This window comes from Pseudoalteromonas sp. S4492 (assembly GCF_005886115.1).
GTDB classification, from domain to species: Bacteria; Pseudomonadota; Gammaproteobacteria; order Enterobacterales; family Alteromonadaceae; genus Pseudoalteromonas; species Pseudoalteromonas gelatinilytica.
The window spans coordinates 1-25,574 of record NZ_PNCP01000020.1; the positions used below are offsets into that span (position 1 = coordinate 1).

30 protein-coding genes are annotated in these 25,574 nt (G+C 39.5%); 11 read left to right on the top strand and 19 right to left on the bottom strand.

Going from position 1 to position 25,574, the window contains the following annotated elements:
- Positions 1-52: 52 nt before the first annotated feature.
- On the bottom strand, positions 53-1,639 hold the full coding sequence (locus CWC28_RS06055) for an ABC-F family ATPase (RefSeq protein ID WP_138624871.1): 1,587 nt from the start codon (positions 1,637-1,639) through the stop codon (positions 53-55).
- A 206-nt stretch (positions 1,640-1,845) separates the two neighbouring features.
- Between CWC28_RS06055 and CWC28_RS06060 the strand changes: the two genes are divergently transcribed.
- The 3 genes from CWC28_RS06060 (at position 1,846) to CWC28_RS06070 (ending at position 4,092) form a co-directional block, all read left to right on the top strand.
- Positions 1,846-2,367 (top strand): TetR/AcrR family transcriptional regulator, encoded by a 522-nt coding sequence (locus CWC28_RS06060; RefSeq protein WP_138624872.1) that lies wholly within the window; start codon positions 1,846-1,848, stop codon positions 2,365-2,367.
- Positions 2,368-2,538: 171 nt separating this feature from the next.
- Entirely contained in the window at positions 2,539-3,747 is a 1,209-nt protein-coding gene (locus CWC28_RS06065) for a porin (RefSeq protein WP_105180844.1), read from the top strand.
- Between the two features lie 147 nt (positions 3,748-3,894).
- Complete coding sequence (locus CWC28_RS06070; RefSeq protein ID WP_138624873.1) at positions 3,895-4,092, top strand: hypothetical protein; 198 nt, start codon at positions 3,895-3,897, stop codon at positions 4,090-4,092.
- A 191-nt stretch (positions 4,093-4,283) separates the two neighbouring features.
- On the opposite strand, the gene CWC28_RS06075 is transcribed toward CWC28_RS06070, so the two are convergent.
- From CWC28_RS06075 to CWC28_RS06120, 10 genes are all read right to left on the bottom strand, one after another.
- Positions 4,284-4,892: a HEAT repeat domain-containing protein gene (locus CWC28_RS06075; protein WP_138624874.1), complete on the bottom strand. Its 609-nt coding sequence runs from the start codon at positions 4,890-4,892 to the stop codon at positions 4,284-4,286.
- Between the two features lie 70 nt (positions 4,893-4,962).
- Positions 4,963-5,391: a hypothetical protein gene (locus CWC28_RS06080; RefSeq protein WP_138624875.1), complete on the bottom strand. Its 429-nt coding sequence runs from the start codon at positions 5,389-5,391 to the stop codon at positions 4,963-4,965.
- Positions 5,392-5,494: 103 nt separating this feature from the next.
- Positions 5,495-6,010: a hypothetical protein gene (locus CWC28_RS06085; RefSeq protein ID WP_138624876.1), complete on the bottom strand. Its 516-nt coding sequence runs from the start codon at positions 6,008-6,010 to the stop codon at positions 5,495-5,497.
- Positions 6,011-6,202: 192 nt separating this feature from the next.
- The gene (locus tag CWC28_RS06090; RefSeq protein ID WP_138624877.1) at positions 6,203-6,589 is read right to left on the bottom strand and encodes a hypothetical protein; all 387 of its coding nucleotides are present in this window, start codon (positions 6,587-6,589) and stop codon (positions 6,203-6,205) included.
- A 294-nt stretch (positions 6,590-6,883) separates the two neighbouring features.
- Complete coding sequence (locus CWC28_RS06095) at positions 6,884-7,768, bottom strand: GGDEF domain-containing protein (RefSeq protein WP_138624878.1); 885 nt, start codon at positions 7,766-7,768, stop codon at positions 6,884-6,886.
- Positions 7,759-8,118, bottom strand: a complete 360-nt coding sequence (locus CWC28_RS06100) for a group I truncated hemoglobin (RefSeq protein WP_171038294.1) — start codon at positions 8,116-8,118, stop codon at positions 7,759-7,761. The genes CWC28_RS06095 and CWC28_RS06100 overlap by 10 nt, the downstream gene beginning before the upstream one ends.
- Before the next feature lie 299 nt (positions 8,119-8,417).
- Positions 8,418-8,729, bottom strand: coding sequence for an antibiotic biosynthesis monooxygenase family protein (locus CWC28_RS06105; RefSeq protein ID WP_138624880.1), 312 nt, complete (start codon positions 8,727-8,729; stop codon positions 8,418-8,420).
- Positions 8,730-8,734: 5 nt separating this feature from the next.
- Entirely contained in the window at positions 8,735-9,145 is a 411-nt protein-coding gene (locus CWC28_RS06110; RefSeq protein ID WP_138624881.1) for a GFA family protein, read from the bottom strand.
- A gap of 21 nt (positions 9,146-9,166) precedes the next feature.
- Entirely contained in the window at positions 9,167-9,598 is a 432-nt protein-coding gene (locus tag CWC28_RS06115) for a DUF3859 domain-containing protein (RefSeq protein ID WP_063705120.1), read from the bottom strand.
- A gap of 82 nt (positions 9,599-9,680) precedes the next feature.
- On the bottom strand, positions 9,681-10,160 hold the full coding sequence (locus tag CWC28_RS06120; protein ID WP_063705118.1) for a GNAT family N-acetyltransferase: 480 nt from the start codon (positions 10,158-10,160) through the stop codon (positions 9,681-9,683).
- 80 nt (positions 10,161-10,240) lie between these two features.
- On the opposite strand from CWC28_RS06120, the gene CWC28_RS06125 reads away from it, so the two are divergent.
- Complete coding sequence (locus CWC28_RS06125; protein WP_063705116.1) at positions 10,241-10,444, top strand: hypothetical protein; 204 nt, start codon at positions 10,241-10,243, stop codon at positions 10,442-10,444.
- 38 nt (positions 10,445-10,482) lie between these two features.
- Here CWC28_RS06125 and htpX read toward each other — a convergent pair whose 3' ends face one another.
- From htpX to bioB, 5 genes are all read right to left on the bottom strand, one after another.
- A complete protein-coding gene (gene htpX, locus CWC28_RS06130) occupies positions 10,483-11,343 on the bottom strand; it encodes a protease HtpX (protein ID WP_054561446.1) in 861 nt (286 codons plus the stop codon).
- A gap of 174 nt (positions 11,344-11,517) precedes the next feature.
- Positions 11,518-12,201 (bottom strand): dethiobiotin synthase, encoded by a 684-nt coding sequence (gene bioD / locus CWC28_RS06135; protein ID WP_135924455.1) that lies wholly within the window; start codon positions 12,199-12,201, stop codon positions 11,518-11,520.
- Positions 12,202-12,214: 13 nt separating this feature from the next.
- A complete protein-coding gene (locus CWC28_RS06140) occupies positions 12,215-13,006 on the bottom strand; it encodes a methyltransferase domain-containing protein (RefSeq protein WP_063705112.1) in 792 nt (263 codons plus the stop codon).
- Entirely contained in the window at positions 13,003-14,136 is a 1,134-nt protein-coding gene (locus CWC28_RS06145; protein WP_138624882.1) for an aminotransferase class I/II-fold pyridoxal phosphate-dependent enzyme, read from the bottom strand. Before CWC28_RS06145 ends, CWC28_RS06140 begins: the two co-directional genes overlap by 4 nt.
- A gap of 7 nt (positions 14,137-14,143) precedes the next feature.
- Entirely contained in the window at positions 14,144-15,184 is a 1,041-nt protein-coding gene (bioB, locus tag CWC28_RS06150) for a biotin synthase BioB (RefSeq protein ID WP_105180849.1), read from the bottom strand.
- Positions 15,185-15,282: 98 nt separating this feature from the next.
- Between bioB and bioA the strand changes: the two genes are divergently transcribed.
- Positions 15,283-16,578 (top strand): adenosylmethionine--8-amino-7-oxononanoate transaminase, encoded by a 1,296-nt coding sequence (gene bioA / locus CWC28_RS06155; RefSeq protein WP_063705106.1) that lies wholly within the window; start codon positions 15,283-15,285, stop codon positions 16,576-16,578.
- A 33-nt stretch (positions 16,579-16,611) separates the two neighbouring features.
- Here bioA and CWC28_RS06160 read toward each other — a convergent pair whose 3' ends face one another.
- Positions 16,612-17,046, bottom strand: a complete 435-nt coding sequence (locus tag CWC28_RS06160; protein ID WP_054553905.1) for an ATP-binding protein — start codon at positions 17,044-17,046, stop codon at positions 16,612-16,614.
- Between the two features lie 271 nt (positions 17,047-17,317).
- On the opposite strand from CWC28_RS06160, the gene asnS reads away from it, so the two are divergent.
- Both asnS and CWC28_RS06170 read left to right on the top strand, forming a co-directional pair.
- Positions 17,318-18,715: an asparagine--tRNA ligase gene (asnS, locus tag CWC28_RS06165; protein WP_063705104.1), complete on the top strand. Its 1,398-nt coding sequence runs from the start codon at positions 17,318-17,320 to the stop codon at positions 18,713-18,715.
- Between the two features lie 145 nt (positions 18,716-18,860).
- Entirely contained in the window at positions 18,861-19,793 is a 933-nt protein-coding gene (locus CWC28_RS06170; RefSeq protein ID WP_082874076.1) for a substrate-binding domain-containing protein, read from the top strand.
- A 63-nt stretch (positions 19,794-19,856) separates the two neighbouring features.
- On the opposite strand, the gene CWC28_RS06175 is transcribed toward CWC28_RS06170, so the two are convergent.
- Together CWC28_RS06175 and CWC28_RS06180 are read right to left on the bottom strand one after the other, a co-directional pair.
- Positions 19,857-20,783, bottom strand: a complete 927-nt coding sequence (locus CWC28_RS06175; protein ID WP_138624883.1) for an FAD-binding protein — start codon at positions 20,781-20,783, stop codon at positions 19,857-19,859.
- On the bottom strand, positions 20,784-21,533 hold the full coding sequence (locus CWC28_RS06180) for an electron transfer flavoprotein subunit beta/FixA family protein (protein ID WP_138624884.1): 750 nt from the start codon (positions 21,531-21,533) through the stop codon (positions 20,784-20,786).
- 193 nt (positions 21,534-21,726) lie between these two features.
- On the opposite strand from CWC28_RS06180, the gene CWC28_RS06185 reads away from it, so the two are divergent.
- The 4 genes from CWC28_RS06185 (at position 21,727) to tsaA (ending at position 25,554) form a co-directional block, all read left to right on the top strand.
- Positions 21,727-23,373, top strand: a complete 1,647-nt coding sequence (locus CWC28_RS06185; RefSeq protein ID WP_138624885.1) for an electron transfer flavoprotein-ubiquinone oxidoreductase — start codon at positions 21,727-21,729, stop codon at positions 23,371-23,373.
- A gap of 102 nt (positions 23,374-23,475) precedes the next feature.
- Positions 23,476-23,940: an acyl-CoA thioesterase gene (locus tag CWC28_RS06190; protein WP_054561436.1), complete on the top strand. Its 465-nt coding sequence runs from the start codon at positions 23,476-23,478 to the stop codon at positions 23,938-23,940.
- Positions 23,941-24,177: 237 nt separating this feature from the next.
- Entirely contained in the window at positions 24,178-24,750 is a 573-nt protein-coding gene (locus CWC28_RS06195) for an outer membrane beta-barrel protein (protein ID WP_138624886.1), read from the top strand.
- A 99-nt stretch (positions 24,751-24,849) separates the two neighbouring features.
- Entirely contained in the window at positions 24,850-25,554 is a 705-nt protein-coding gene (gene tsaA, locus CWC28_RS06200; RefSeq protein ID WP_138624887.1) for a tRNA (N6-threonylcarbamoyladenosine(37)-N6)-methyltransferase TrmO, read from the top strand.
- Positions 25,555-25,574 lie beyond the last annotated feature (20 nt).

Consider the following 25,574-nt stretch of genomic DNA (forward strand, 5'->3'; position numbering starts at 1 on the left):
TAATAAAGTATCAGCCCATGACATGCATGGCTTTTAATCACTCATTAGCTAATTATGCTTCTCTACTTGCTAGGTACTCTGTGTATGTACCTTTAAAGTCGATAATTTTGCCGTCTTTGATTTCCCAAATACGGTTAGCAAGTGATGATACAAATTGTCTATCGTGAGATACGAACAACAAAGTACCTTCGTATGCTTCAAGTGCTAAGTTAAGCGCTTCGATAGATTCCATATCCATGTGGTTGGTTGGCTCATCCATTAATAAGATGTTTGGTTTATGCATCATAATTTTGCCAAACAACATACGGCCTTGCTCACCACCTGAAATCACTTTAACTGACTTTTTAATGTCGTTTTGTGAAAACAGCATACGACCTAAGAAACTACGAACAACTTGCTCGTCGTCACCTTCTTGTTGCCATTGTTCCATCCACTGGAATAAGTTCATATCTTTTTCGAACTCGTCAGCATGGTCTTGTGCGTAATAACCAATATTAGCGTTATCAGACCATTTAAATTCACCTTGTTTAGGTGCTAAGCGACCAGCTAGAGTATTTAATAATGTAGTTTTACCAACACCGTTCTCACCGATGATTGCAATGCGCTCGCCTACTTCGACTAGACCTTCAAGACCGCTGAAAAGCATTTCGTCAAAACCTTGCGCTAAGTTTGTTAACTCTAAGGCATTACGGAATAGCTGCTTTTCTTGTTCAAAGCGAATAAAAGGGCTTTGACGCGAAGAAGCTTTAACTTCTTCAAGCTGAATTTTATCAATTTGTTTAGCACGTGATGTTGCTTGTTTTGCTTTTGAAGCGTTTGCAGAGAAGCGCGATACGAACTGTTGAAGTTCTGCAATTTGGCTTTTCTTCTTCGCATTTTCGCTTAGTAGACGCTCACGAGCTTGCGTTGCTGCAAACATGTACTCATCGTAATTACCAGGGTAAATACGAAGCTCGCCGTAATCGATATCAGCCATGTGTGTACATACTGAGTTTAAGAAGTGACGGTCGTGCGAAATGATGATCATGGTACAGTCGCGCTGGTTTAACACGTCTTCTAACCACTTGATGGTGTAAATATCCAAGTTATTGGTAGGCTCATCCAGAAGCATGATATCTGGATCAGAAAACAGTACTTGTGCAAGTAACACTCGCAGTTTAAAACCCGGTGCGATTTCAGACATAGGGCCGTAGTGTTGATCTGTGCCAATACCTACACCAATTAGTAACTCACCCGCTTTTGCTTCTGCTGAATAACCATCCATTTCAGCAAACTCAGTTTCTAGGTCTGCTACACGCATACCATCTTCTTCACTCATCTCAGGTAAGCTGTAAATACGGTCACGCTCTTTTTTTACTTCCCACAGCTCTTTATGACCCATGATCACTGTGTCGATTACAGAAAACTCTTCGTATGCAAACTGGTCTTGGTTTAGTTTTGCGATACGCTCGTTTGGATCTGTGCTGACATTACCTGAAGATGGCTCTAGTTCACCACTTAGGATTTTCATGAAGGTTGATTTACCACAGCCATTCGCACCGATTAAACCGTAACGGTTACCATCGCCAAATTTTGCTGAGATATTTTCGAATAAAGGTTTAGCACCAAATTGCATGGTGATATTAGCTGTACTAATGATAGCGGTACCCTCCAGCGGGTAAAAAGTAAAAATGAAACTGTGTGCAATTTTAAACTAAAGCCGCTTGGCACGCCATGAAAGTTTAATTAAATACACAGGCTAATTTTACAAGCTCACACCTAGCGACTACCTTTAATGAGCGCGCTCATTTATATATATGAGCACGCTCACTTTTAAAATAACCAAATAAAAACAGCAGGTTAAAAATGAGCAAACATGGTGATACTCACCAACGTATTTTAGAGGCGGCTTGGCGACTCTTTACTGAGCAAGGATTTAACGATACTTCTACGCGGCAAATTTCAGCAGCAAGCAACATAGCGGTTGGCACCTTGTTTAATCATTTTGCTGATAAAGTGGCTATTTTAGAAGCCTGCCTCGAAGACAAATTTAATGATGTGTTGGAGCGCGCAAAAGAAACCGATATTCACCGCCCTGCTCGCTTAAAGATTAATCATTACGCACAATATTTTTATCAGTTTTATTGTTTACATCACCGCTTTTATAAAGTGCTCTTTAGCCAGCGATTGTTTTCGCAAGCATTCCAACAACAACACATGGAATTAATTCAATCATTAGTTTTTGCCGACCAACCGCAATTTAATAAAGTGAAAGCAGCTATATTGCTCGACTGCTATTTTATGACCTTGTTGTATGGCTTAGGCGCCGAAACCCCAAATACTAAACTCATGCTTAGAACGCTAAGCCAGAAGGTGTCTATTTTTTAGGCTCAGTAACTCATTGATAATTCAATATAGTGAACCTAAAGTGAATAATTTTTCCTCAAAGCCGGTTTGTTGCATGATAATTTTTCACTTTTGACCCTATTTTAGCTTTGATAATCTCCGTTCCTTAACTAAATTATACCTATTAGGGACAATATTTAATCAAGGTACTTTATGAAAAGAACACACACTGCCTTATTTGTTGCAGGCATGCTTGCCATACCTACAGCCAATGCCATCGAGATCTATAACGATCAAACCAATAGCGTCACAGTTGGTGGTTTTATCGATGCTAGGGTGATTAATACGCAAGGCGAAACTGAGGTAGTAAACGGTGCATCACGCATTAATTTTGATTTTAAGCGCCAATTAAAAAACGGCTGGCAAGCGTTTGCTTTACTTGAATGGGGTGTAAACCCTGTTGGTAGCAGCGATATCGTATACAGCAATCGCTTTGAATCAATTCAAGATGAGTTTTTATATAACCGCTTAGGCTATGTTGGCCTTAAACATGACGATTACGGCCAAGTTACATTAGGTAAGCAATGGGGTGCATGGTACGACGTTGTTTATAACACTAACTACAGCTTAGTGTGGGATGGTAATGCTGCAGGTGTTTATACCTACAATAAAGATGACGGAGCTGTAAATGGCACAGGCCGCGGCGATAAAGTACTGCAGTATCGTAATACCTGGGGTGATTTTCATCTTGCTCTTCAGGCACAGCTAAAATCTGATGAATTTTATACCTGCGACATCGTTGATATTTCAAGAAGCTCTTGTGAAGTACTTTGGAACCAAGGCAATAATGCTGCACAAAAAGTAGAATTTAACTCGACTTATGGCGCCGCACTCACCTACTCGGTTAGCCCTAATTTAAAAGTTACTGCCGGTGTTAACCGTGGCCAGTTTGATATTGTGTATGCCGGTGGCCGAAATCAATCAGTAAACGATTTAATTTATGGTATGGGCATTACCTATGGTGATTTTTATAAACCGGGTTGGTATGCATCAGCGAATATCAATAAAAACGAAAACCACGATACCGACAACTTAGGTCGCTTAATAAAAGATGCTGTTGGATTAGAGTCAATTTTAAGCTACCGCTTTGACAATGACATACGTACTTTTGTTGCTTATAACGTTTTTGATGCAGGTAGTGACTATGTTATTCAGCCGAATTTTAATGCCGACCCTGAAGATGTGTTTAAACGCCAATTTGCAGTAATTGGTGCGCACTACTTTATGGCAGAAGACACCATTTTATATATTGAAGCTCGTAAAGATTTTAGCGACTTCTCGAGTAATGACGCTGAGCAAGAAGCACAGATGTCACAAACCGAAGATGACGGTATAGCTATCGGTTTTAATTATACTTTGTAATTACGATAAACACTTAGCCCACTATTGTGGGCTTTAAACTCGCAATAAATCACTTTCGTACATTTTCTTTTTTGGTCGCAATATCAATCAACAACTGCTATTACTTAACAACCATAAAACTAAAATACGTCAATATTTGAGGTTGTTATGTCTAACAAGATAAAGCTAATTCTACTTTCATCAATTTCTAGCGTTTCGTTCATGCTCTTTTACTGGCTAACAGATGTCAGAGAGTCGGATTATGTATTAGGTGTTAGTTCCGATTTATCGGGTGGTTTAGTAATGGGGTTTGCTATTGGTGTGATGCTGGTTACATTAAGCACATTTAAGTTAAACAAGTATTGAGTGTTTTTAGGAAATGTATGGTGCCAAGTCATAAAACGTTTAGCTTAAACTTGTTATAAAGATTATAACTACCCTATTAGCCGTTCATTTTAAGTATTTCTAGCTCAACAACTGCATTGACTCCGCCACTAAATAAAATTAAAAATGATGCTAGGTAGCTACGCGTTAAGGCGTATTTACTGCTTTTCATTTTACAGTGGACTCCATTTCTTGTAATTCCCCTTACGTGCAAGAGCAACAGCGTTGGTGATTTCTTCACGCGGTGACCTTTCGCAATAATTTAAGTATTCTTCTACTATTGATCCTGACCACCCAGGAGCTGCTGCTACGACCCAAAAATGAATACCTTGCTTCAAATCTTTTGCAGCAACGTAATTGATAATTTTTTCTATCTCACTATCACCCGGTATCATTTTTAGCATAGCCATTGCTCTAAAAGCCCCTTCAATGAGTGCCTCATTGCCAATATCAATAAGCTTAAATATTGTAGCAGTGTCTCTTTCATTCTCTGTAGAAAGTCTTACTATTGCATCTCCAATAGCGACGTAAAGCATAGTTGCTTTATTATCTTGCTTTAAGAATTCATTTAAAAATGGCAATGCTGGCTTATAATCACATTCACCTATAGCCATGATCATCTGATATTGTGTTTCCCAAGTCCTTTCATCATTGAGTTCATTCTCAAGCGAAGCCAATAAATACGGACCAGCATCAATATCTTTTAGCTTCCGCAACTTCTTTGCTGCTGAACGACGTTTTTGGGATTTCTTGTCTCTCAGTTGTTCCATTATTTCATTCATTATTCAACTCTTCGTAATACATATAGGGTAGCTAAATAACCGCATCATAATGAACGTTCTAATTCTGTTGTTAGGTGTTTTCAGCATACTTCACCCTAAAAAGAAGCATAGCAAGCTTGATTCCAATTAGTGCGCCAGCCCCTATAACGAACGGGACTAAGCTTTCTAAGTAAAATGGAATACTTGAGATAAGCAACCGAAAAAAAACAACAGCGCCTTGAACAAGCATTATATACGCAGCAAGATGAAAGAACTGTATTGGATCTTTCAAGCTGAATGGGTTGCGATTCCAATCTGGCTTGTGCCATACCTTTGTTGATAGTGGATTAACAACTTGCATGCCAACAACAAATAAAAGAGCCAAAAAGGTAAATACAAAAATAACACCTAATGCACTCAAATTGATAGCCGGGTTAGCTTTCGGCTCAAGCGGTGTAAATAGAGATGAGACTGCTACACAGGTTATTAAAGCAATACGAAGGAATTTCCATTTATTCATAACATTGAAACCTAATGCTCAAATAACAAGCTATAAATAATAGACTAAACAAAGTGAAGAATGAATACAATGCATACTAAAATAGCCCTAGAGCACGGTCTATTTAGAGTTTTACTGCTAGCTTTTTATGAATATTTTTATAAGACTTGGTAAGTCTCTTAATATGATAATTTACTTTTTTCCAATCCCAAGAACTAGGATTGCCAAATTCAGGTAATGTATCAGCCCACTCCTTCGCTTCTTTTTCACAACGACAGTGTAAACAAAACAAACAAAAATAGTCGCCTTCAATAAATACGTTAAAGTTAATAATGCCCCACCCATCGCTGGTATATCGGTATTTGGCACCATTACACTTATCTGCGTTGAGGTCGTGCTTTTCAATAAAAACTTGGCCGCAAGAATCTCTATAATGTAATGATAAATTTATATTTTTGTGATGGTCTTCATTTTTCTGGAGTTTATAATTGACGTAATCTTTTATTTCATTTAAGGAGGAAAAATGTTTCAGGTCACTATCAAAATCTGAATATGCTTCATAAACTAAAACATCATATTCGAAGATATGATTAAAAAAGTTATTAAGTTCACTAATGTGGATTCCTTTTTCCAGACCCATAGTCACTCCTGTAAAGCTTAAGAAGCGAAAATCTATCCTAAGGCATGTAACAGCCTAAGTGACATCTACTTTAGCTACTTTTCAACAGCATTTAATTATCAAATATATTTCTAGTTTCTTGCAAAGGATATAGTAAGCAAAAGCTGATAACCAATATTTATCTTTATTAATTAGCTTTTTAGCATATTTACACTAATCAATTTGAATACAGATATAGTTTGGAACTAATTTATCAGCAAGCCAATGCCAGCTAAATTCAATATTAACGTTTTCAACTTTAAATTGATAATTCACTTCCACCCCATCGTCCCAATAATCAGTTTGGTTTGAGAACTTATGCGTAATAGTTTCAGGTTGAAATTGTGAGTTCATAGCAACAACTTCTTCATTAATTACCAAATCGCCAGTATAAATTTCACCTTTAGTGTAAAACTCACCTAAACGTACATTTATACATTTGAGAATTGAACCTAGAATATGATAACTAACACTTCCTTTTTCATGATATCCATCAGGTAAACTTGAACAGCTCCCCAACACAAGATTAAAAACTTCAAATGAATCTAGGTTGATACACATAATCCCAAGTCCAAAAATATGCTTATAGCTAACTAATAGCGTGTTTATCTAAACATGAGAGTTCGCTTTTTTATTATTCCTTTCTACCAGAGTAATTAACTAATTGCTAGGCAAAAGAAAGATTTACAATAGAAGGCACTAATTTCAGATAAACCGAGTGATGGTTAATACTTAACTTTTGAACATAACCTTTACGTGTTACGTATATTGAGATAGATAGGAGAGCTGCAAAGTTAGATGTTAATCTTTAAGCGAATCTAAAATGTATTAAGTAACATTTATCAAATTAGTATTTTAAGCACCTTCAAACTTTACTACACGCGAACGGCCATTCTCTTTGGCAAAATAAAGTGCTTTATCAGCATTATTCAAAAGCTCATCAAGTGAAATGCCGTCATTACCATACACAGCAACACCTGCGCTAAACGACATGCCTATATATGAATTATCAGGTGTCATTAGCTTTATGGTCTTAGTTGTTTGCAATAGTTTTTCGGTATTAGCAAAACAAACCGTATCTTTATTGTTTATTTGAATAAGGCAAAACTCTTCGCCGCCAAGTCTTGCAAAGTAACATGTATCATCAATGCTATCTTTTACATGCTTTGAAAATGTGACTAATACTTGGTCACCAAAATCATGACCAAATGAATCATTAAAACGCTTAAAGTAATCAAGATCGATAAGTGAAACTGTACAACTAAATTCTTTATGTTTTGATTGTAACTGACTGAATTTTGCAAACAAAGCACGCCTATTTGGTACATTTGTTAATTGGTCAGTATGAGCAAGTTCAAACATTTGCTTACTGTAGTCTTCTAAGAGAGTGTTTGTTCGGTTAAACAAAAACTGGTTTCTCTTAAGTTCGGTTATATCCTCACCTTCAACAATGACGTGCTCACCCACTACATTAGCGGTAAATCTTAAGATATGACGATAAGAACCGTTATTAATTTCTACTTCAAGCTTATCTGTATCATTTTCTGATAATTTTGAGTAAATTATTTGCGCTAAATGTTTGTTTGTGGGGTTGTTCGATGCATGTAAGTAATACTGTTCAACAAGTTGAAATGACTCGTTTTTAAATACTTCCGTGTGTGCATTAGCTGAGAAAACAATGACAGGTAACTGCAAATAATTTAAGACAGAATAATTCGTGCTGTTTTGTTCTAATGGCATACGATAAAGTCTCGTTTTGCTTCAAGTTTAGCTATGACTTGTTTCGCGTCATCTTCTGATATTCCTTGTTCAGAAAATGTAAGCGACAAGATATTTATCATTTCTTGCCAATCTTTAAGATTAATACCTAAATTTTTATGGGCTTGTGCAAGTTGTTCATCACTAATGTAATCAGGCCCTCCCATTAAAGATGAGATAAAACTGGTTTGATGATGAATCAACCTTTCCATGTTGGTGTTTTTAAAATGTGCATTAAGGGTTTCTGACTTTAAAATATTGTCATAAAACTTTACGATCACGGTATATATTCGAGAAAAACCACCGTATTTGATAAACAAAGAAGATTCCACAACACCTATATCCTTTAAGTTCGGCTGTTATTGATATCGCTATTAGCTGTACAAAAAGATGGCAAAAAATACGTCTGTAAATTTTTGCAAGCCATTGATATTCCAATTATAGAAAGGATAAAAGTTTTTGCATTTATGAATAAGTAAATAATGCGATTATTCTCATTTATTACACGAGTATATTATTACTCCCTCCTACACACCTCTCCTGTAGATTTAAAAACTTAAATTCAAAGCTATGCTGAGATTGAAATAAAGCCCAATATAGTATGATGTGTTCCTTTGATGATTAATGATTATCACAATGAATAATCACGTTCTACTTTAGCAATACGCGTTGTAAACGCACTGTACCATTTGTCTCTGCCGAGCTGTTGGGCATTTAAGTGCTCTACGTTTTTTTTCCAGGCTTTTATTGCATCTAAGCTTTGCCAATACGACACCGTAATACCCAAACCATCACGTACAGACTCCATACCTAAATACCCTGGTTGTTGCTCTGCAAGTTCTACCATTCTATTAGCCACTTCTTCATAACCAGTGGTATCGTCAGATAAGGTATTCGTAAAAATTACGGCATAATAAGGGGGGGTTGGTGTATTCGCTATCATGGCTGTTACTTCCCTCTGCTTGGTTCAAATCCATCATAGCATGGGATTTCTGTGTTAAACGTATCCCAATTTGCTTTAGAGCTTACAAAGTTATGACTTAGCGGACGCTCTTCTATATCGCTATCTAGTATACCTAAACGAATACGTAAGCGGCTTGGATCCTCTTTATTCTCACTATAAATAGGCGAGCCACAGTAGCTGCAAAAATAGCGAATTCTGCCGGGTTTAAATTCAAAGGCACTTAAATGCTGCTTGCCTTCTGAGAGATTAAAACCATCTCGATGAATAAAGCCATTGGTTGCGTAGGCTGTGCCGGAATTTTTACGACATAAAGAGCAATGGCAATGAATAATTGAGTCTATGCCACCAGCAACAGTTACTTTTACTTTGCCGCACAAACAACTTCCTTGATACATAGTCCCTCTCAAGTTTAAAGATTAATAACCGCGATGCTTCCAAAATTCAGTGGCAGAACCTTCGGCTTCCTTTAATAAGTTAAAGGATTTATCAGCAATTATATGGCCATTTAAATCAATAGTCATGCGCCAAATACCGACTTTATTATCAACAGGCGCCCATATCGTATCACCTAAATAAAACTGCCAATCGTTTGTTTTAACGTACTGTTCTCCCTCAAACGGTGGCATGATCTCGCCATCCTCATCGGGGATATCTGGGTGGTAAACGCAAAATTTAATTTTTTGTCCTTTGGCCTTTTTAATATTAACAATAAAGCCAAATTCAATATCTAACTGTGCAGGAACGTCTGTTGTAAATTCGGTGATTTGAGGCAGGTCTTTTTCTTTTGCATCCCAATGACTGTAAATACCGTAACTTTCAATACTGGTAATTGGTTTGGCCTTTGCCATAGTTGCTGGCGCTCCTTTGTGAAAATAAGGCGCTATTTTATAGTAGCAACTCTAGCAGAACAAGATTGTACTATTATAGTAATTAGCAAACGTACTTTACCCAGTGCGCGTCATGTTGTTGAAAGCCGCATTTAGTCAAAAGTTTAATACTGGCGCTGTTATTTGGGTTAATTAAGGCGACCACACTGTTTAGTGGTGTCGTTACAAAGGTCGTCAGATTTTCAAATAGCATATCTAATACCTTTTGCATTATTCCTTTGCCAAAGTATTGCGATGCCAATTCAAAGCCCAACATGCCCTGCCCGTCAATTATGTTAAATAAGCCCACGCTACCAATAACTTGCCCACTACTTCGTAAAACAATAACTAAACGAATGCCTTGTTGATTATAAAAACGTTCTATGTCGCCTTGAATAAAATCATACACGTCACCTTTCGTTATATCAGTGCCGTAATCATTAAACGATTGTACTTGCGGATCTTTTAAAATATCCCAAATTGCTTGGCAATCTTTATGACGAATGGGGCGTAAGTCAAAGGCTAAGTCATCGTGGCTAGACACGTTAATTTCTTCTTTTTGCTTTATGAGCAGGCATTATTGTCTTACTATAAACGCAATTTCAAGCAATTAGATTAAGTTCGATGAGTAAAGAATTTAAAGTAATTCAACCTACCACCACAGTGTACTGTAAAGAGCGCGGCGAAGGCTGGACCTTAACAGGGATCACCAGTATTGATGAACACACATCTGTGATGTTCGATGGTGTAAGGTATACCTTACCGGCCCGTGAAATTGTTGAGGTATTGTTGCCACAACAACTCGAGCGTGAGAAAAACCAACAATAAAAAAAGCCAGCATCAAGCTGGCTTTTTCGTGTTTTAAATTAACGTAATGCGTTAATACGCTCATCAAGTGGTGGGTGCGATGAGAATAACTCGGCAACACCTTTACCGCTTGCAATACCAAATGCCATCATTGAACCTTCTAGTTGTGATGGGTGGTTTTGTTTTAAACGCTCAAGGGCGCTACGCATTTTATCTGCACCTACTAGTTTAGCTGCACCGGCATCCGCAGAGAATTCGCGTTTACGGCTATAGTAAGCAACAATCACACTTGCTAGGACACCAAATAACATTTGGAAAATCATATCGAACAAGAAGTATGTCCAGCTACTACCGCCCTCTTCTTCATCACTATTAAGGAAGTTATCAACAATACCTGCCAATACTTTCGCCATAAAGATAACAAAGGTATTCACTACACCTTGGATAAGTGTCAGCGTTACCATGTCACCATTTGCAATGTGTGACACCTCATGAGCCAATACCGCCTCAGCTTGATCTTGATTCATGTTATGTAATAAACCTGTGCTCACAGCCACCAGCGAGTTGTTCTTACTTGGGCCGGTCGCAAATGCGTTCATTTCAGGGCTATCGTAAATAGCCACTTCTGGCATCGCGATACCTGCTTTTTTCGCTTGCGCTGCTACCGTCGAAACTAACCATTGTTCTGTTTCAGAACGAGGCTGTTCAATAACATGTGCACCGGTTGATTTTTTTGCCATCCATTTCGACATAAATAACGAAATAAACGAGCCACCAAAACCAAATACGGTCGAAATAACTAAAATGCCGCCTAAACTGCGATGGCTAATACCCAGTACGCTCATCACAATAGACAACACAATACCTAACACTAGCATTACCGCTAAGTTAGTCAGTAGAAACAAAAATACACGCTTCATAAAAACCTCAGAATAAACATACCAATTGTATTAACTAACGACATGGTTAAAAATCGTTAGTTAATAAAATTATCTGGGTGTTCTACCAACTCAGTTTAGGGCTTATGCAATTGGTTGCAAGAAACTAATTGCAACCAATTGTGACAGAGTATGTCAAAAGTAACAACTCAATTATTATGGGTTGATAGATAAAATTTCAAGTAAGGTTTTGTAAATTTTTAATTTTGGGGTGCCGTCTGTATACGGACTAATCGCCAAAAGCGGGAAAGGTAATGCAGATTTTAAGGTTTCTAAATTGGCGTCTTGTTCACGCATATTTGGGTCTACATGATTTGCAATCCAACCCACACAATTTACACCGAGCGCTTTAAAATGAGCTGCTGTCAGTAAAGCATGATTTAGGCATCCTAGTTTCATACCCACGACTAAAATCACATCAAGCTGCTGTGATTTAACCCAATCACTGAGCAAATCAGTTTCGTTGATAGGTAAACACCAACCGCCGGCACCTTCTGTAAGAATATAATCGGTATTGAGTGCTTTTACATTCGCATAAGCAGCATCGAGCTTGTCAAATGCCAGTCTGTCGCCTACTTGAGCAGCTGCAATATGCGGTGCAATGGGTGGCTCATAGGTAAAGGGGTTAACTATGTTATATTTAACCCCAATTGATGAGCTTTCCATTAAGGTTAATGCATCATCATTGACTAGCTGCCCAAATGCTTCTTCTGCACCTGCTGCAATAGGTTTAAACCCAACCGCACGCTGTTTATGTTGCGCTAGTAAGTTTAGTAATAAACTGGTGACATGGGTTTTTCCGGCATCGGTGTCTGTACCCGTAATAAAAAATTCTTTCATTTTTGAGTTAATTCTATTTTTCTAGTTCTAAAAGGACAACTTGATAGCTCACTCTAGCATGCCCATCAACCAGAGGGTATGCCTTACAAACACTATTAAGTGCCTGCCTTGTTAATAACCCATGGCGCTTTTGCTTAGTTTGCAATGAGGTAGCACCAATCGCTTTTATCGAACGCAGCGCATCTAAAGGAGAGTTATAGGAATCTATATAACATCTATCAGCTGCAAAATTGAGTTTAAACCCCGCCAATTTTGCATAATCAATAATGTGACTAGCACAATGAAACTGATTAATATGGTTTTGCTCATCTAAACAAGCAAAAGCCTGTTTGATCTCTTTGAGCGATCCATCTACCACGCAGCTTAAATAAACCTTGCCGCCTGCTTTTAGGGAGTAAAAAAGACTTTTAAGTAGCCCTTTTAAATCAGCAGACCATTGCATTGCAAAATTACTAAACACACAATCTAGCGAATTTTGCTGTAATGGTAGGTTGTCCATATCAGCACACACTTTTAAACAATGCGGGTTTTGCTCTGTGCTTAGCATGGAATGACTTAAATCCATTGCCAATACAGTATCAAAATGTGTTTTAAGTATTGCCGTGTTAACTAAAGGCCCAGCCCCTAGATCAAGGCAAGTACCCTGCTGATGTTTACTTGCCATCATTTTAAATAAGTGCGCAGCCGCTTGTTTTTGAACATTAGCATGGCTCGCGTAATTTGCAGCCGCTTTAGAGAACTTAGTTTGTGTTGTTAGCTTATTACTGTGTTGAAAACTTAAAGGCGCTTGCAGTTGAACACTCATAAACACTCCACTAGCGAATCAACCAGTTTTTTTATATCGTCAGCTTGATGCGCGCTACTTAGGGTTACCCTAAGTCGAGCCGTATTAAATGGGACCGTGGGTGGTCTAATAGCAGTTAACCACACGCCTTTACCTTTAAGCTTATTAGCAACGGCAAGCGTGTGTTCTGCATCGCCCAATACCAAAGGCTGAATAGCCGTTGTTGATTCCATTAATGCTAAGTTATGTTCTTTGGCAAGCGCTCTAAAGTAGGCAATATTCTCTGAAAGCTGAGCGCGTCTCTTATCCGCCTTTAATAACCTTTCGAGTCGCTCTAGAGTACAACTTGCCATCAGTGGTGACATCGCCGTTGAATAAATGTATTCGCGATTAAACTGCAGCATGTAATCAATCATTTGTTTTGATGCAAGCAGGCAAGCACCACTACTAGCTAGTGCTTTGCCAAAGGTGATGATAAGTAAATCAGGCTTGATTGCCTCACAACTTCCTAAACCTTGCTCGCCCAATACGCCAAAGCCATGGGCATCGTCAATCATCAGCCACGCGTTGTATTGTTTAGCGAGTTTACAGAGTGCTTCAATGGGGGCTTGATCGCCATCCATCGAGAACACCCCTTCACTTACTACGAGCTTATGCTTGGCTTTTGACTTTTGTAACCGAGATTCTAAATGCTTAAGGTCGTTATGATTAAAGCGCACCATGGCAGCGGCAGAATGAAGTCCGCCATCAATTAAGCTGGCATGATTGAGCTTATCTTGAAATATTGCCGATGATTGCGCCACGGTTTTATCTTGAAACAATGCTTTTAATACGCTGCTATTAGCACTAAATCCGTTATTAAATAACATGGCGCTTTCATAGCCTAATAACTCGCATAAACGCTGCTCAAGCGTTTGCTGCGCTTGATTATAACCATTTACTAGCGCTGAACTGTGGCTACCTAGATGCTGCGCTTGTATTTCAATAAAATCATCCGCAAAGCCAAGGTAGTCATTACTGGCAAAATTTAAATACTGTTTGCCTGCAACCTGAATAAAGCGCCCGCTTGATTGCTCAACAAGTTGACGCTTTCTCAGTAATGCATCTGCTTGTCGCTCAACAAGATGCTCGGCAATAAAATCAAAAGCCATTTAATTGCTACGCTTCGTAAAATAATTCAGATGTTGCTTTATCGGCAACTTTTGATGAAAGTGATGCTTCTACTGCTTCATCTGAGTAATCTTCACGTGTTTCTGGGTTCATGCCTAATTTTTTAATTAGCATCATATCTGCGTCTGCTTCAGGGTTTTCTGTAGTCAGTAGTTTATCACCGTAGAAAATTGAATTAGCACCAGCAAAGAAACACATAGATTGCATCTGTTCGTTCATCGCCGTACGACCCGCTGATAAACGAACATAGCTTTTCGGCATCATAATACGTGCAACTGCGATAGTACGAATAAACTCAAAATGATCTAAGTCTTCGACATCTTCAAGTGGCGTGCCTTTCACTTTAACCAACATATTAATTGGTACACTTTCTGGCTGTTGCGGTAAATTTGCTAATTGCATTAATAAACCAAAACGGTCAGCAGCTTGCTCGCCCATACCAACAATACCGCCAGAGCATACTTTCATGCCGGCATCGCGCACGTTATCAATGGTATTTAAACGGTCTTGGTAAGTACGTGTTGTAATGATCTGTTGGTAATACTCAGGTGATGTATCTAGGTTATGGTTGTAGTAGTCAAGACCCGCGTTTTTTAATGCATGAGCTTTGTCATTATCTAACATGCCAAGGGTCATACAGGTCTCAAGCCCAAGCTCTTTCACTTCTTTTACCATTTTTTCGATGTATGGCATGTCACGTTCTTTCGGATCAGACCACGCAGCGCCCATACAAAAACGAGTCGCGCCTTTTTCTTTGGCAACACGCGCTTGCTCGACCACTTTTTCTACTTCCATTAAGCGTTCACGCTCTAGATCAGTTTTATAATGACCAGATTGAGGGCAATATTTGCAATCTTCTGGGCAAGCACCGGTTTTAATCGATAACAAAGTAGAAATTTGTACTTCATTTGGGTTGAAGTTTTCACGATGCACACTGGCAGCTTTAAATAACAAATCATTGAACGGCATTTCAAATAATGCCTTTACTTCTTGGTGAGTCCAATCGTGACGGACAACTGCGTGCTCCATAATAGTCTCTTTTTTTAAATTATTGGGACGGTTAGATTGGCTTAGTCTACGACTTGACGTAACATTGTCAACGAATCGAAGTGATATAAAGTTTACATATGATTAATAAACAACCAATAGATTTAGATTTTGATCGTGAGCATATTTGGCACCCTTATACTTCTATGACTCAGCCCCTTCCCGTGTACCCAGTCAGTCATGCCAATGCAAATCGTATTTTCTTAGAAACAGGCGAAAGCCTAATAGATGGTATGGCCTCTTGGTGGAGTGCAATCCATGGTTACTGCCATCCTGTTTTAAATGAAGCGATCACCAAGCAAGTTAGCAAAATGAGCCATGTCATGTTTGGTGGCCTAACTCATGAGCCCGCTGTTGAGCTGTGTAAAAAGCTAGTCAGTATTACACCTAAGTCTCTCGATAAGGTGTTCTTAGCCGACAGTGGCTCTGTGAGTGTTGAAGTTGCCATTAAAATGGCCTTGCAGTACTGGTTAAGCCAAGGTTATACCGGCAAACAAAAACTAATGACACCGCTTAAGGGCTACCATGGCGATACATTTGCCGCCATGAGCGTTTGCGACCCAGTTAATTCAATGCACAGCATGTATTCAGGGTTTTTACCTGAACATGTTTTTGTGCCTGCGCCGAGTGCTAAATTTAATGGCGAGTTTAGCCCTGCTGAAGCTGATACACTTGAAAGCTACTTTGCCGCTCACCATCAAGATGTTGCGGCATTTATCATCGAACCCATTGTGCAAAATGCTGGGGGCATGAATTTTTACCATCCCGATTACTTGAAACACCTGCGCATTCTTTGTGATAAGTATGATGTTTTACTTATTTGTGATGAAATTGCCACAGGCTTTGGCCGCACTGGCACCTTGTTCGCTGTTGAGCACGCCTCCATAGCACCTGATATTTTATGTATTGGCAAAGCATTAACGGGTGGCATGATGACCCTATCAGCAACATTAACCACCAGCAAAGTCGCTGTTGGCATTAGTGAAGGTGAAGCCGGCGTATTAATGCATGGCCCAACTTTTATGGGTAACCCGCTTGCCTGTGCTACAGCCTGTGCAAGTATTGATTTACTGCTAGAGCAACCTTGGCAAGAGCAAATTGAACACATAAATGATGTACTGACAGCGCAGCTTGCTAAGTGTAAGCAGCTCGATGCGGTCGTTGATGTGCGAACATTGGGGGCAATTGGTGTTGTAGAGCTTAATCAAGCTGTTGATGTAGCAAAAATTCAACGCTTTTTTATCGAGCAAGGTGTGTGGATCCGCCCGTTTGGCAAGTTAATTTATTTGATGCCGCCTTACATAAGCGACGAACAAAGCTTAACTAAGTTGTGCAATGCTATTTATGCAGCCATAGAACAGCAGGCGTATTGCTAAAAAGGAAGCGAATGCTTCCTTTTCCTTTAAACTTTACCATTCAAACATATAAGCCATTTTGCTTATCATGCGAAGTGGCACTTTATGTTCACAGCGCTTGGCATAAAGGTGCTGTAATGATTTATCTTTAATTTCACCTACGATCACTTCTTTTACTTGATAACCCAGTGCAGTAGCAGCTTGTGCATAGGCAATGAATTCCCATTTTTTGATATTGGTGTTATCGACAATCACTAACGGGATTTCTTCAGCTAGCGCATTAATAAAACGCGCCAAGTTTAAGTTGTGATATTCAGGCAGTTTGTACTTATCAAATTGATACTCACCTTCGCTATTGTAAAAATAATCATCTGTTGCGCACACTACATAATCACTTTCATTACCAGCCACCAGCTCATCAGCTAGGCTTTGCGCATAATATGATTTACCCGAGCCGGGTAAGCCGCGAAGAATAAAAACTTGTTTCATAGCACCTGATATACAAATTAATTAAAGATTAAAGGACCATTATCCTATTGAGAATTGTTAATAATGCCACAAAATAACCGATTAGCGCAGCGAGAATTTAAATAAACGCAAATTTTACGCAAAATATTGCTGCTATTTTACTCAATTGAAGAAAAACTACTAAAGAGTATGCCTGAATAGTTTTTTTATTTGATTTACGAGGGTAAGATAGTCGATTCAAGTGCAATGCACAGCATTATTATATTAGGCAACTTATATCATTGGAGTGAAGATGAGCCATTTAGCGATTTCAGAGCTATTAGAAGGCAAGGTTGCGGTAGACAGCCAAGTAACAGTAAAAGGCTGGATCCGTACACGCCGCGATTCAAAAGCAGGAATTTCATTTTTAGCCGTTCATGACGGTTCGTGTTTTGATCCTATTCAAGCGGTAGTACCTAATTCACTCAATAATTATGATGAAGTAACACGTTTAACAGCAGGTTGTTCTGTATCTGTAACGGGTGTTCTTGTGCCTTCTGCGGGTCAAGGTCAATCTTTCGAAATTCAAGCTAACTCTGTTGAAGTGTTAGGTTGGGTTGAGAATCCAGATACTTACCCTATGGCTGCGAAGCGTCACAGCATTGAATATTTACGCGAACACGCTCACCTTCGTCCTCGTACTAACATCATGGGCGCAGTAACACGTGTACGTAACTGTTTAGCACAGGCTATTCACCGTTTTTACCACGAGCAAGGTTTCTATTGGATCAGCACACCTATCATCACAGCAAGTGACTGTGAAGGCGCTGGTGAAATGTTCCGTGTATCTACATTAGATATGGAAAACTTACCACGCACAGATAAAGGCGACATCGATTACAGTGAAGATTTCTTCGGTAAAGAAGCATTCTTAACAGTATCTGGTCAGTTAAACGGTGAGACATACGCATCTGCAATGTCAAAAATCTACACCTTTGGCCCTACTTTCCGAGCTGAGAACTCAAATACATCTCGTCACTTAGCTGAGTTTTGGATGGTTGAACCTGAAGTTGCATTCGCAGATTTAGAAGACATCGCAAAACTTGCTGAAAACATGCTGAAATATGTTTTCAATGCAGTATTAACTGAGCGTCGCGATGATATGGAATTCTTTGCACAACGTGTTGAGAAAACAGCTATTTCTCGTTTAGAAGAGTTCGTAACTAAAGATTTCGCACAAGTTGATTACACTGATGCTATCGAAATCTTAAAAGCATGTGGCAAGAAGTTCGAATTCCCTGTTGAATGGGGTGTGGACTTACAATCTGAGCACGAACGTTACCTTGCTGAAGAACACTTTAACGCGCCAGTTGTTATCAAAAACTACCCGCGTGATATTAAAGCCTTCTACATGCGTCAAAACGAAGACGGCAAAACAGTGGCAGCGATGGACGTAGTTGCACCAGGTATTGGTGAAATCATCGGTGGCTCTCAACGTGAAGAACGTCTAGATGTATTAGATAAACGTCTAGAAGAAATGGGCTTAAACAAAGAAGATTACAGCTGGTACCGTGACCTACGTAAATACGGTACGGTTCCACATTCTGGTTTTGGTCTAGGTTTTGAGCGTTTAGTTGCTTATGTAACAGGTATGGGCAACGTACGTGACGTAATCGCCTTCCCACGTACAAAAGGCAGCGCGACGTACTAATAAGTAACGTCACATAATCTAAAAGCCGCTCACGAGCGGCTTTTTTGTGTCTAAATCATTCAATATTTTATAAATTTTCATTAGCAAAGCCAGACATATTGCCTATATTGATAGGTAGCTAACTATTAAGGAGTTTGTGTCTACTATGCTATTTCGCTCTATGAAAGCCCTTTTGCTATCTACAACCCTTATCTCTGCACATAGTGCGTATGCAATAGAAGAAAATATTAATTCGAAGCCAATATTTATTGCAGGCTCAACCACAGTGACAGAATTATTAGTCGATATAAAAGACGACTTAACCCAAGAGTTTGGCAATAGCATACAAATTAGACCAATGGGCAGTGACAAAGGGATTAAAGCCATTGCTGATAATGTAATTGATATTGGTACCAGCTCTCGTTACTTAACAAAAGAAGAGCAGCAACGTTGGCCCTTTTTACGGCAAATAATCATAGCCCAAGACGCAATTGCATTTTTTGTAAATAAAAACTTAAACATCACTGAGCTAACGACTAAAAAGCTAAGCGAGATTTACCAAGGTAAACTAAACAAATGGTCGGCGGTGTCGCCTTATACTCCCGAGCTTAGCGCAAAAAATGATGAGATCCTGCTATTTAGTAAAGGCACTAGTCATGGCAGTTTTGATGTGTTTTTGGAATATTTAAACTTAGATTATATTCAAGAACCAGGCAGTAATTACATACGTCTAAAGATGGCGGGTAATAGAGGTTTATTTTCAGAACAAAAAGTGGAGCTTTACGATCAGTTCAATCAAGCACTGGGTATAGTGCAGCGTATTCCAAATGCCATTGCCTACGATTCATATGGCGCTATTAGTAAATTAGAAAATGACAGACGTATTAATAAAGTGACATTACTTGAGATTGATGGTGTAAGCCCTTCAGTTGAATCAATTCAAAATGGTGACTATGCCTTTGTAAGGCCGCTGGTACTTATCGTAAATACTCAATCACCCCGCTCTAAAAAGATTGGCGACAGGCTAGCCGTGATCATCAAATCAACTAAATTACAACAGAAGATGCTTGAGTTTGGTTACCTTCCGGTAAAACAGTAGAAAACGAAAAAAAGCTGCGCACCTAGAAGGTGAACAGCTTTTAACAACCAGAATCGTTATGATTTACAGAGCGGTTTCTAGCTCTGGTAATACATCAAATAAATCAGCAACTAAACCATAGTCTGCGACTTGGAAAATTGGCGCATCAGGGTCTTTATTGATGGCAACAATCACTTTAGAGTCTTTCATACCCGCTAAATGTTGAATTGCACCACTGATACCTACAGCAATATATAAATCTGGCGCAACAATTTTACCGGTTTGACCCACTTGCATATCGTTTGGTACAAAGCCCGCATCTACAGCAGCACGTGAAGCACCAATTGCTGCGCCTAGTTTGTCGGCAACACCATTTAATAACGCAAAGTTTTCACCATTTTGCATACCACGACCCCCTGAAATAACCACAGGTGCGGCCGTTAGCTCTGGGCGTTCTGACTCAGTTTGTTCTTCTGATACAAACTCACTCAGACCAACAGAACCTTTACCCGTAACGCTTGTTACAGCTACTGGCGCTTGCTCTGGTGCAACATCAAAGCTACTTGCTCGAACAGTAATCACCTTTTTGCTATCTAGCGATTTTACTGTCGCAATCGCATTACCTGCATAAATAGGACGCTTGAAAGTATCTGCATCAATCACATCGATAATTTCAGAGATTTGCGCAACATCTAAAAGTGCTGCAACACGTGGCATAAAGTTTTTACCCGTTGTTGTAGCGCTCGCGACAATGTGTGAATAGTTATCTGCTAAAGATAAAACCAAATCCGCCAGGTTTTCAGCAAGTTGATGAGCATAAGCTGCATCATCGGCAATCAGTACATTGCTAACACCTGCAATTGACGCTGCTTGCTCGCTCATTGCAGCTAAGTTTTCGCCGGCAAGTAGTAAATCTACATCAAAGCCTAGTTTAACAGCAGCAGTAATCGTTTTATTGGTTTCAGGCTTTAAAACACCTTTATCGTGTTCGGCTATCACTAATGTTTTCATTTAGATCACCTTCGCTTCTGTTTTTAACTTTTCTACCAATGTTGCTACATCTTCTACAATGATGCCGCCACTGCGTTTTTCTGGCTCATTTACTTCTACCAGCTGCACGCGAGGCGCAAGGTCTACACCTAGGCTATCAGCAGCAATTACATCAAGTGGTTTACGTTTTGCCTTCATAATGTTTGGCAATGAAGCGTAGCGTGGCTCATTTAAACGTAAGTCTGTGGTTACAATAGCAGGTAGTTTAAGAGCAACTGTTTGTAAACCTCCGTCTACTTCACGCGTTACATTAACTGTTCTCGCTTGAACATCAACTTTAGATGCAAAAGTACCTTGGCCACGACCCGTTAAAGCAGCAAGCATTTGACCGGTTTGATTGTTGTCAGAGTCAATCGATTGCTTACCTAAAATAACCAGCTCAGGTGATTCTTGCTCTACAATTTTGCTCAGTAATTTTGCAACATGTAAAGACTCAAGCTTTTCTTCTGTTTCAATATGAATGGCTTTATCAGCACCGAGTGCTAAGGCTGTACGCAATTGCTCTTGAGATGATTTATTACCAATAGTCACAGCAACAACCTCAGTGGCCGTCCCTGCTTCTTTTAAACGAATAGCTTCTTCAATTGCAATTTCACAAAACGGGTTCATCGCCATTTTTACATTAGCTAGATCAACATCCGTTTTATCGGCTTTAACGCGTGCTTTGACGTTGTAGTCAATTACTCTTTTAATTGGAACGAGGACTTTCATCGTGACTCCATCAATTGTGTGTTCTCAAAGTTGACCTTCGCGTCAACTTATTTATTTTATGAATTCAGACTACTTCCTGTTGACGTAAACGTCAACCTAAAATAACCTTAAAGTATTCACAGCCTGTAACGTTTCATTTGCAAGTATGAAATAAGGTTCTTTACAGCAGGTCCGTCACCGAGAAGAGGTTTATATGGTCGAACGCGAAACCATGGAATTTGATGTAGTCATCGTAGGCGCAGGCCCAGCAGGTTTATCAACTGCGATTAGATTGGCTCAACAAGCACAAGAAAAACAACAAGAATTAATGATCTGTGTGGTAGAAAAAGGCTCTGAGGTGGGCGCACACATTTTATCGGGCGCGGTTTTTGAAACCAAAGCGCTGGATGAGTTATTACCCGATTGGCAATCATTAGGTGCTCCGGTTACCACTAAAGTAACGCAAGATGATATTTACTGGTTCAATAACAGTGAAAAAGCCACCAGCATCCCCCACTTTGCTAGCCCTAAAACATTCCATAACGAAGGCAATTACATTGTTTCTATGGGTAATGTGTGCCGCTTTTTAGCTGAGCAAGCGGAAAACTTAGGGGTTGAAATATTCCCAGGCTTTACTGCGCATTCTTTAATTATTGAAGACGACACAGTGAAAGGCATTATCACTGGCGATATGGGTCTTGATAAAGACGGCAACGAAAAAGATGGGTACATGCCGGGTATGGAGCTTAGAGCAAAATATACGGTATTTGCTGAAGGCTGCCGCGGTCATTTAGGTAAAGAGCTAATCAAACACTTTGCCCTTGATAAAGATGCGTCACCACAGCATTACGGTTTAGGGTTCAAAGAAATTTGGCAAATCGACCCGAGTAAACACAAAGAAGGCACTGTAGTACATGGTACAGGCTGGCCTTTAACTGGTGATACCAGTGGTGGTGCATTTATGTATCACAGCGATAATAATCAAGTTGTGGTTGGCTTAATTGTCGATCTTAACTATTCAAACCCCCATTTAAGCCCGTTTGATGAATTCCAGCGCATGAAACATCACCCTGTTTTTAAAGATGTTTTAGAAGGCGGTGAGCGTATAGCCTATGGTGCAAGAGCAATCGCCAAAGGTGGCCTGCGCTCTTTACCGAAAATGCACTTCCCGGGTGGTTTACTTGTTGGTTGTGATGCCGGCACATTAAACTTTGCCAAGATCAAAGGTAACCATACCGCAATGAAATCAGGCATGGTCGCTGCTGATGTGATTGTAGCAGCCCTTAGCGACGGAAAAGAAAATACCGATTTAGCAGAATATAAAACGGCCTTTGAACAAAGCTGGGCGTATAAAGAGCTCTATCAATCGCGTAATTTTGGACCTGTTATGCACAAATTGGGTAAGTTCTTAGGTGGTGCTTATAACACACTAGACCAAAACCTATTTGGTGGCAGCTTACCGTTTAACTTTGAAGATAACATGCCAGATCATGCCACCTTAGTTTCTGCTGATCAGGCCGAAAAAATCGACTACCCAAAAGCAGATGGCAAACTAAGCTTCGATAAACTTTCATCGGTGTTTTTATCAAATACCAATCATGAAGAATCGCAACCATGCCATTTAAAGCTAAAAGATAACTCGATCCCTATTGCCGTAAATTTACCGCAATTTGATGAACCAGCACAACGCTACTGCCCTGCTGGTGTATACGAAATACAAGAAGTCGAAGGTGAAAAACAGTTTGTGATTAATTCGCAAAACTGTGTGCATTGTAAAACCTGTGACATAAAAGACCCAAGTCAAAACATTACTTGGGTAACACCTGAAGGCGCTGGCGGGCCAAACTACCCTAATATGTAACGCACGTTACTCATTTAATTAAAATTTATCCTAAATTGCAGGGGCTTCGGCCCCTTTTTTAGGCTATGCTGAAACTGTCGTGAATTAATAAGTGAGTAAAGTATGCCGTCTTCAAGTGTAACCTTTCGTTTTTTAGCTGAACCTACCGATGTCAATTTTGGCGGTAAGGTTCATGGTGGTGTGGTAATGAAATGGATTGACCAAGCTGGTTACGCCTGTGCTGCGGGTTGGAGCGGTCATTACTGCGTTACTGTGTCTGTTGCGGGTGTAAAGTTTCAGCGCCCTATTCTGGTTGGCCAAATAGTCGAAGTGAAAGCCAGTATCGCCCACACGGGTAAAACCAGCATGCAAATCTTTATTCAAGTACGCTGCGGAGACCCTAAAACACAAAATCTAGTTGAAACCAATCATTGTGTTATTAGTTTTATAGCGATGGATGAAGCAGGTTACCCAATCGAAGTACCTTCATATACTGCCGTGACAGACGAAGAAAAGAAAATTGAAAACTATGCGATAAAAATGAAAGAGATCGCGATAGAAACAGAAACCCTTTTACAAAAAGCCTAAAATTTAAAGCAACAAAAAATATAAACTGTACCTAGTAACTTCTACAGAGCACCCTGAAATTGTTACGACTGCCAAACTGAATGGCTGATTACAGTTTCAACAAACTGTGCAAAAACCCGCTGATTAAAGCCTAAAAACAATACTTTAGGCTTTAATTTTGTATTGGCATTGCCATTGCAATACTCCTTATGAATGACGCGAAACATTCGTTTATTTATTTTATAAAGGAGCTATTAAATGATTAAAGCAATTTCACTTTCTGCACTTTCTTTAGCACTACTAGGTTTTAACAATGCAGCACATGCAGATATTACCGAAATGGATTCTCCGCGTATTTATACCGGTATCGGCTACGGCCAATATTCTTTCCAATTTGAAGACAGCGAAAATGACACTGACTTCGATGATGATTCGCAAATGCTTAAGGGCTATATCGGTACTCAATTTAACAAGTACTTAAGCCTGGAACTTGCGTATCAAAATTTTGATGAAGTAAGTGATATCGATTCAAAAGCTGAAATTGACGGTGTTTCACTTGCAGCACGTTTGGCAGCACCAATTACAGATAGCTTTTCTGTATATGCCAAAGGTGGCTGGCTAGAATGGGATGCTGAAATCGAGCAAGATTTAGGTGAGCTTGGTAGCATTAGTGCCGATACAGATGGCGGCGACGTGTTTTATGGTGCAGGTATTGAATATGCTTTCACAACAAACATGCAAGTTCGTTTAGAGTATGAACGCTATGAATTAGAAGATGACATTGACCCAGATTTGGATGTAGCGTCTGTATCATTCCAATACATGTTTTAATTTAGACTTAACAGTCTAATTGTTAAAAAGGCAGTCTCGACTGCCTTTTTTTACGTTTGCATGTAGAATGTCGGCAGATTTTCTTAACGACAATGCACAATGAGCGAATACCAATTAACTGCCGTCGGCCACATTCAATCTCCATACAAACAAAAGTTTGCCATACCACGCCAACCTCGTTTGGTTCCTGAAGCGAAAGCAAAGCTGGTATTTAGTAGCGATTTTAATCGTGAAGAGTTTGTACGCGGCCTCGATGAATTTAGCCATATTTGGCTACTATTCAGATTTCATGAAACCGCTGATAAGGGGTATTCAGCGATGGTGAGACCCCCTCGCCTAGGCGGTAATGAACGTAAAGGTGTATTTGCGACACGTGCCACCTTTCGCCCCAATGCAATTGGCATGAGTGCCGTAAAATTAGAGGGCATCGAATATAAAAATGGTCAGTTAAGCTTGTTGTTATCCGGTATCGATTTACTTGATGGCACACCAATTTTAGATATTAAGCCTTACTTACCCTATTCAGATGCCATGACGGATGCCAGTGCTGGTTTTGCCGATACCCGACCAGAAACCGATATGAGTGTCGAGTTTAGCGATGAAGCCCTTGCGTTTATCGAAAAACAGACCGAACAACCTGAATTAAAAGCGTTTATCACCAATGTATTAAAGCAAGATCCTCGCCCAGCTTATAAAAAACAACGCGAGTCTGATCAAAGCTATGGCATGACCCTATATGATTTTAATATTAGGTGGCATGTTCAAGATAATCATAATACAGTGACCAGCATTGAAAAATGCTAGCTTTTTTGCACTTTTTTTAA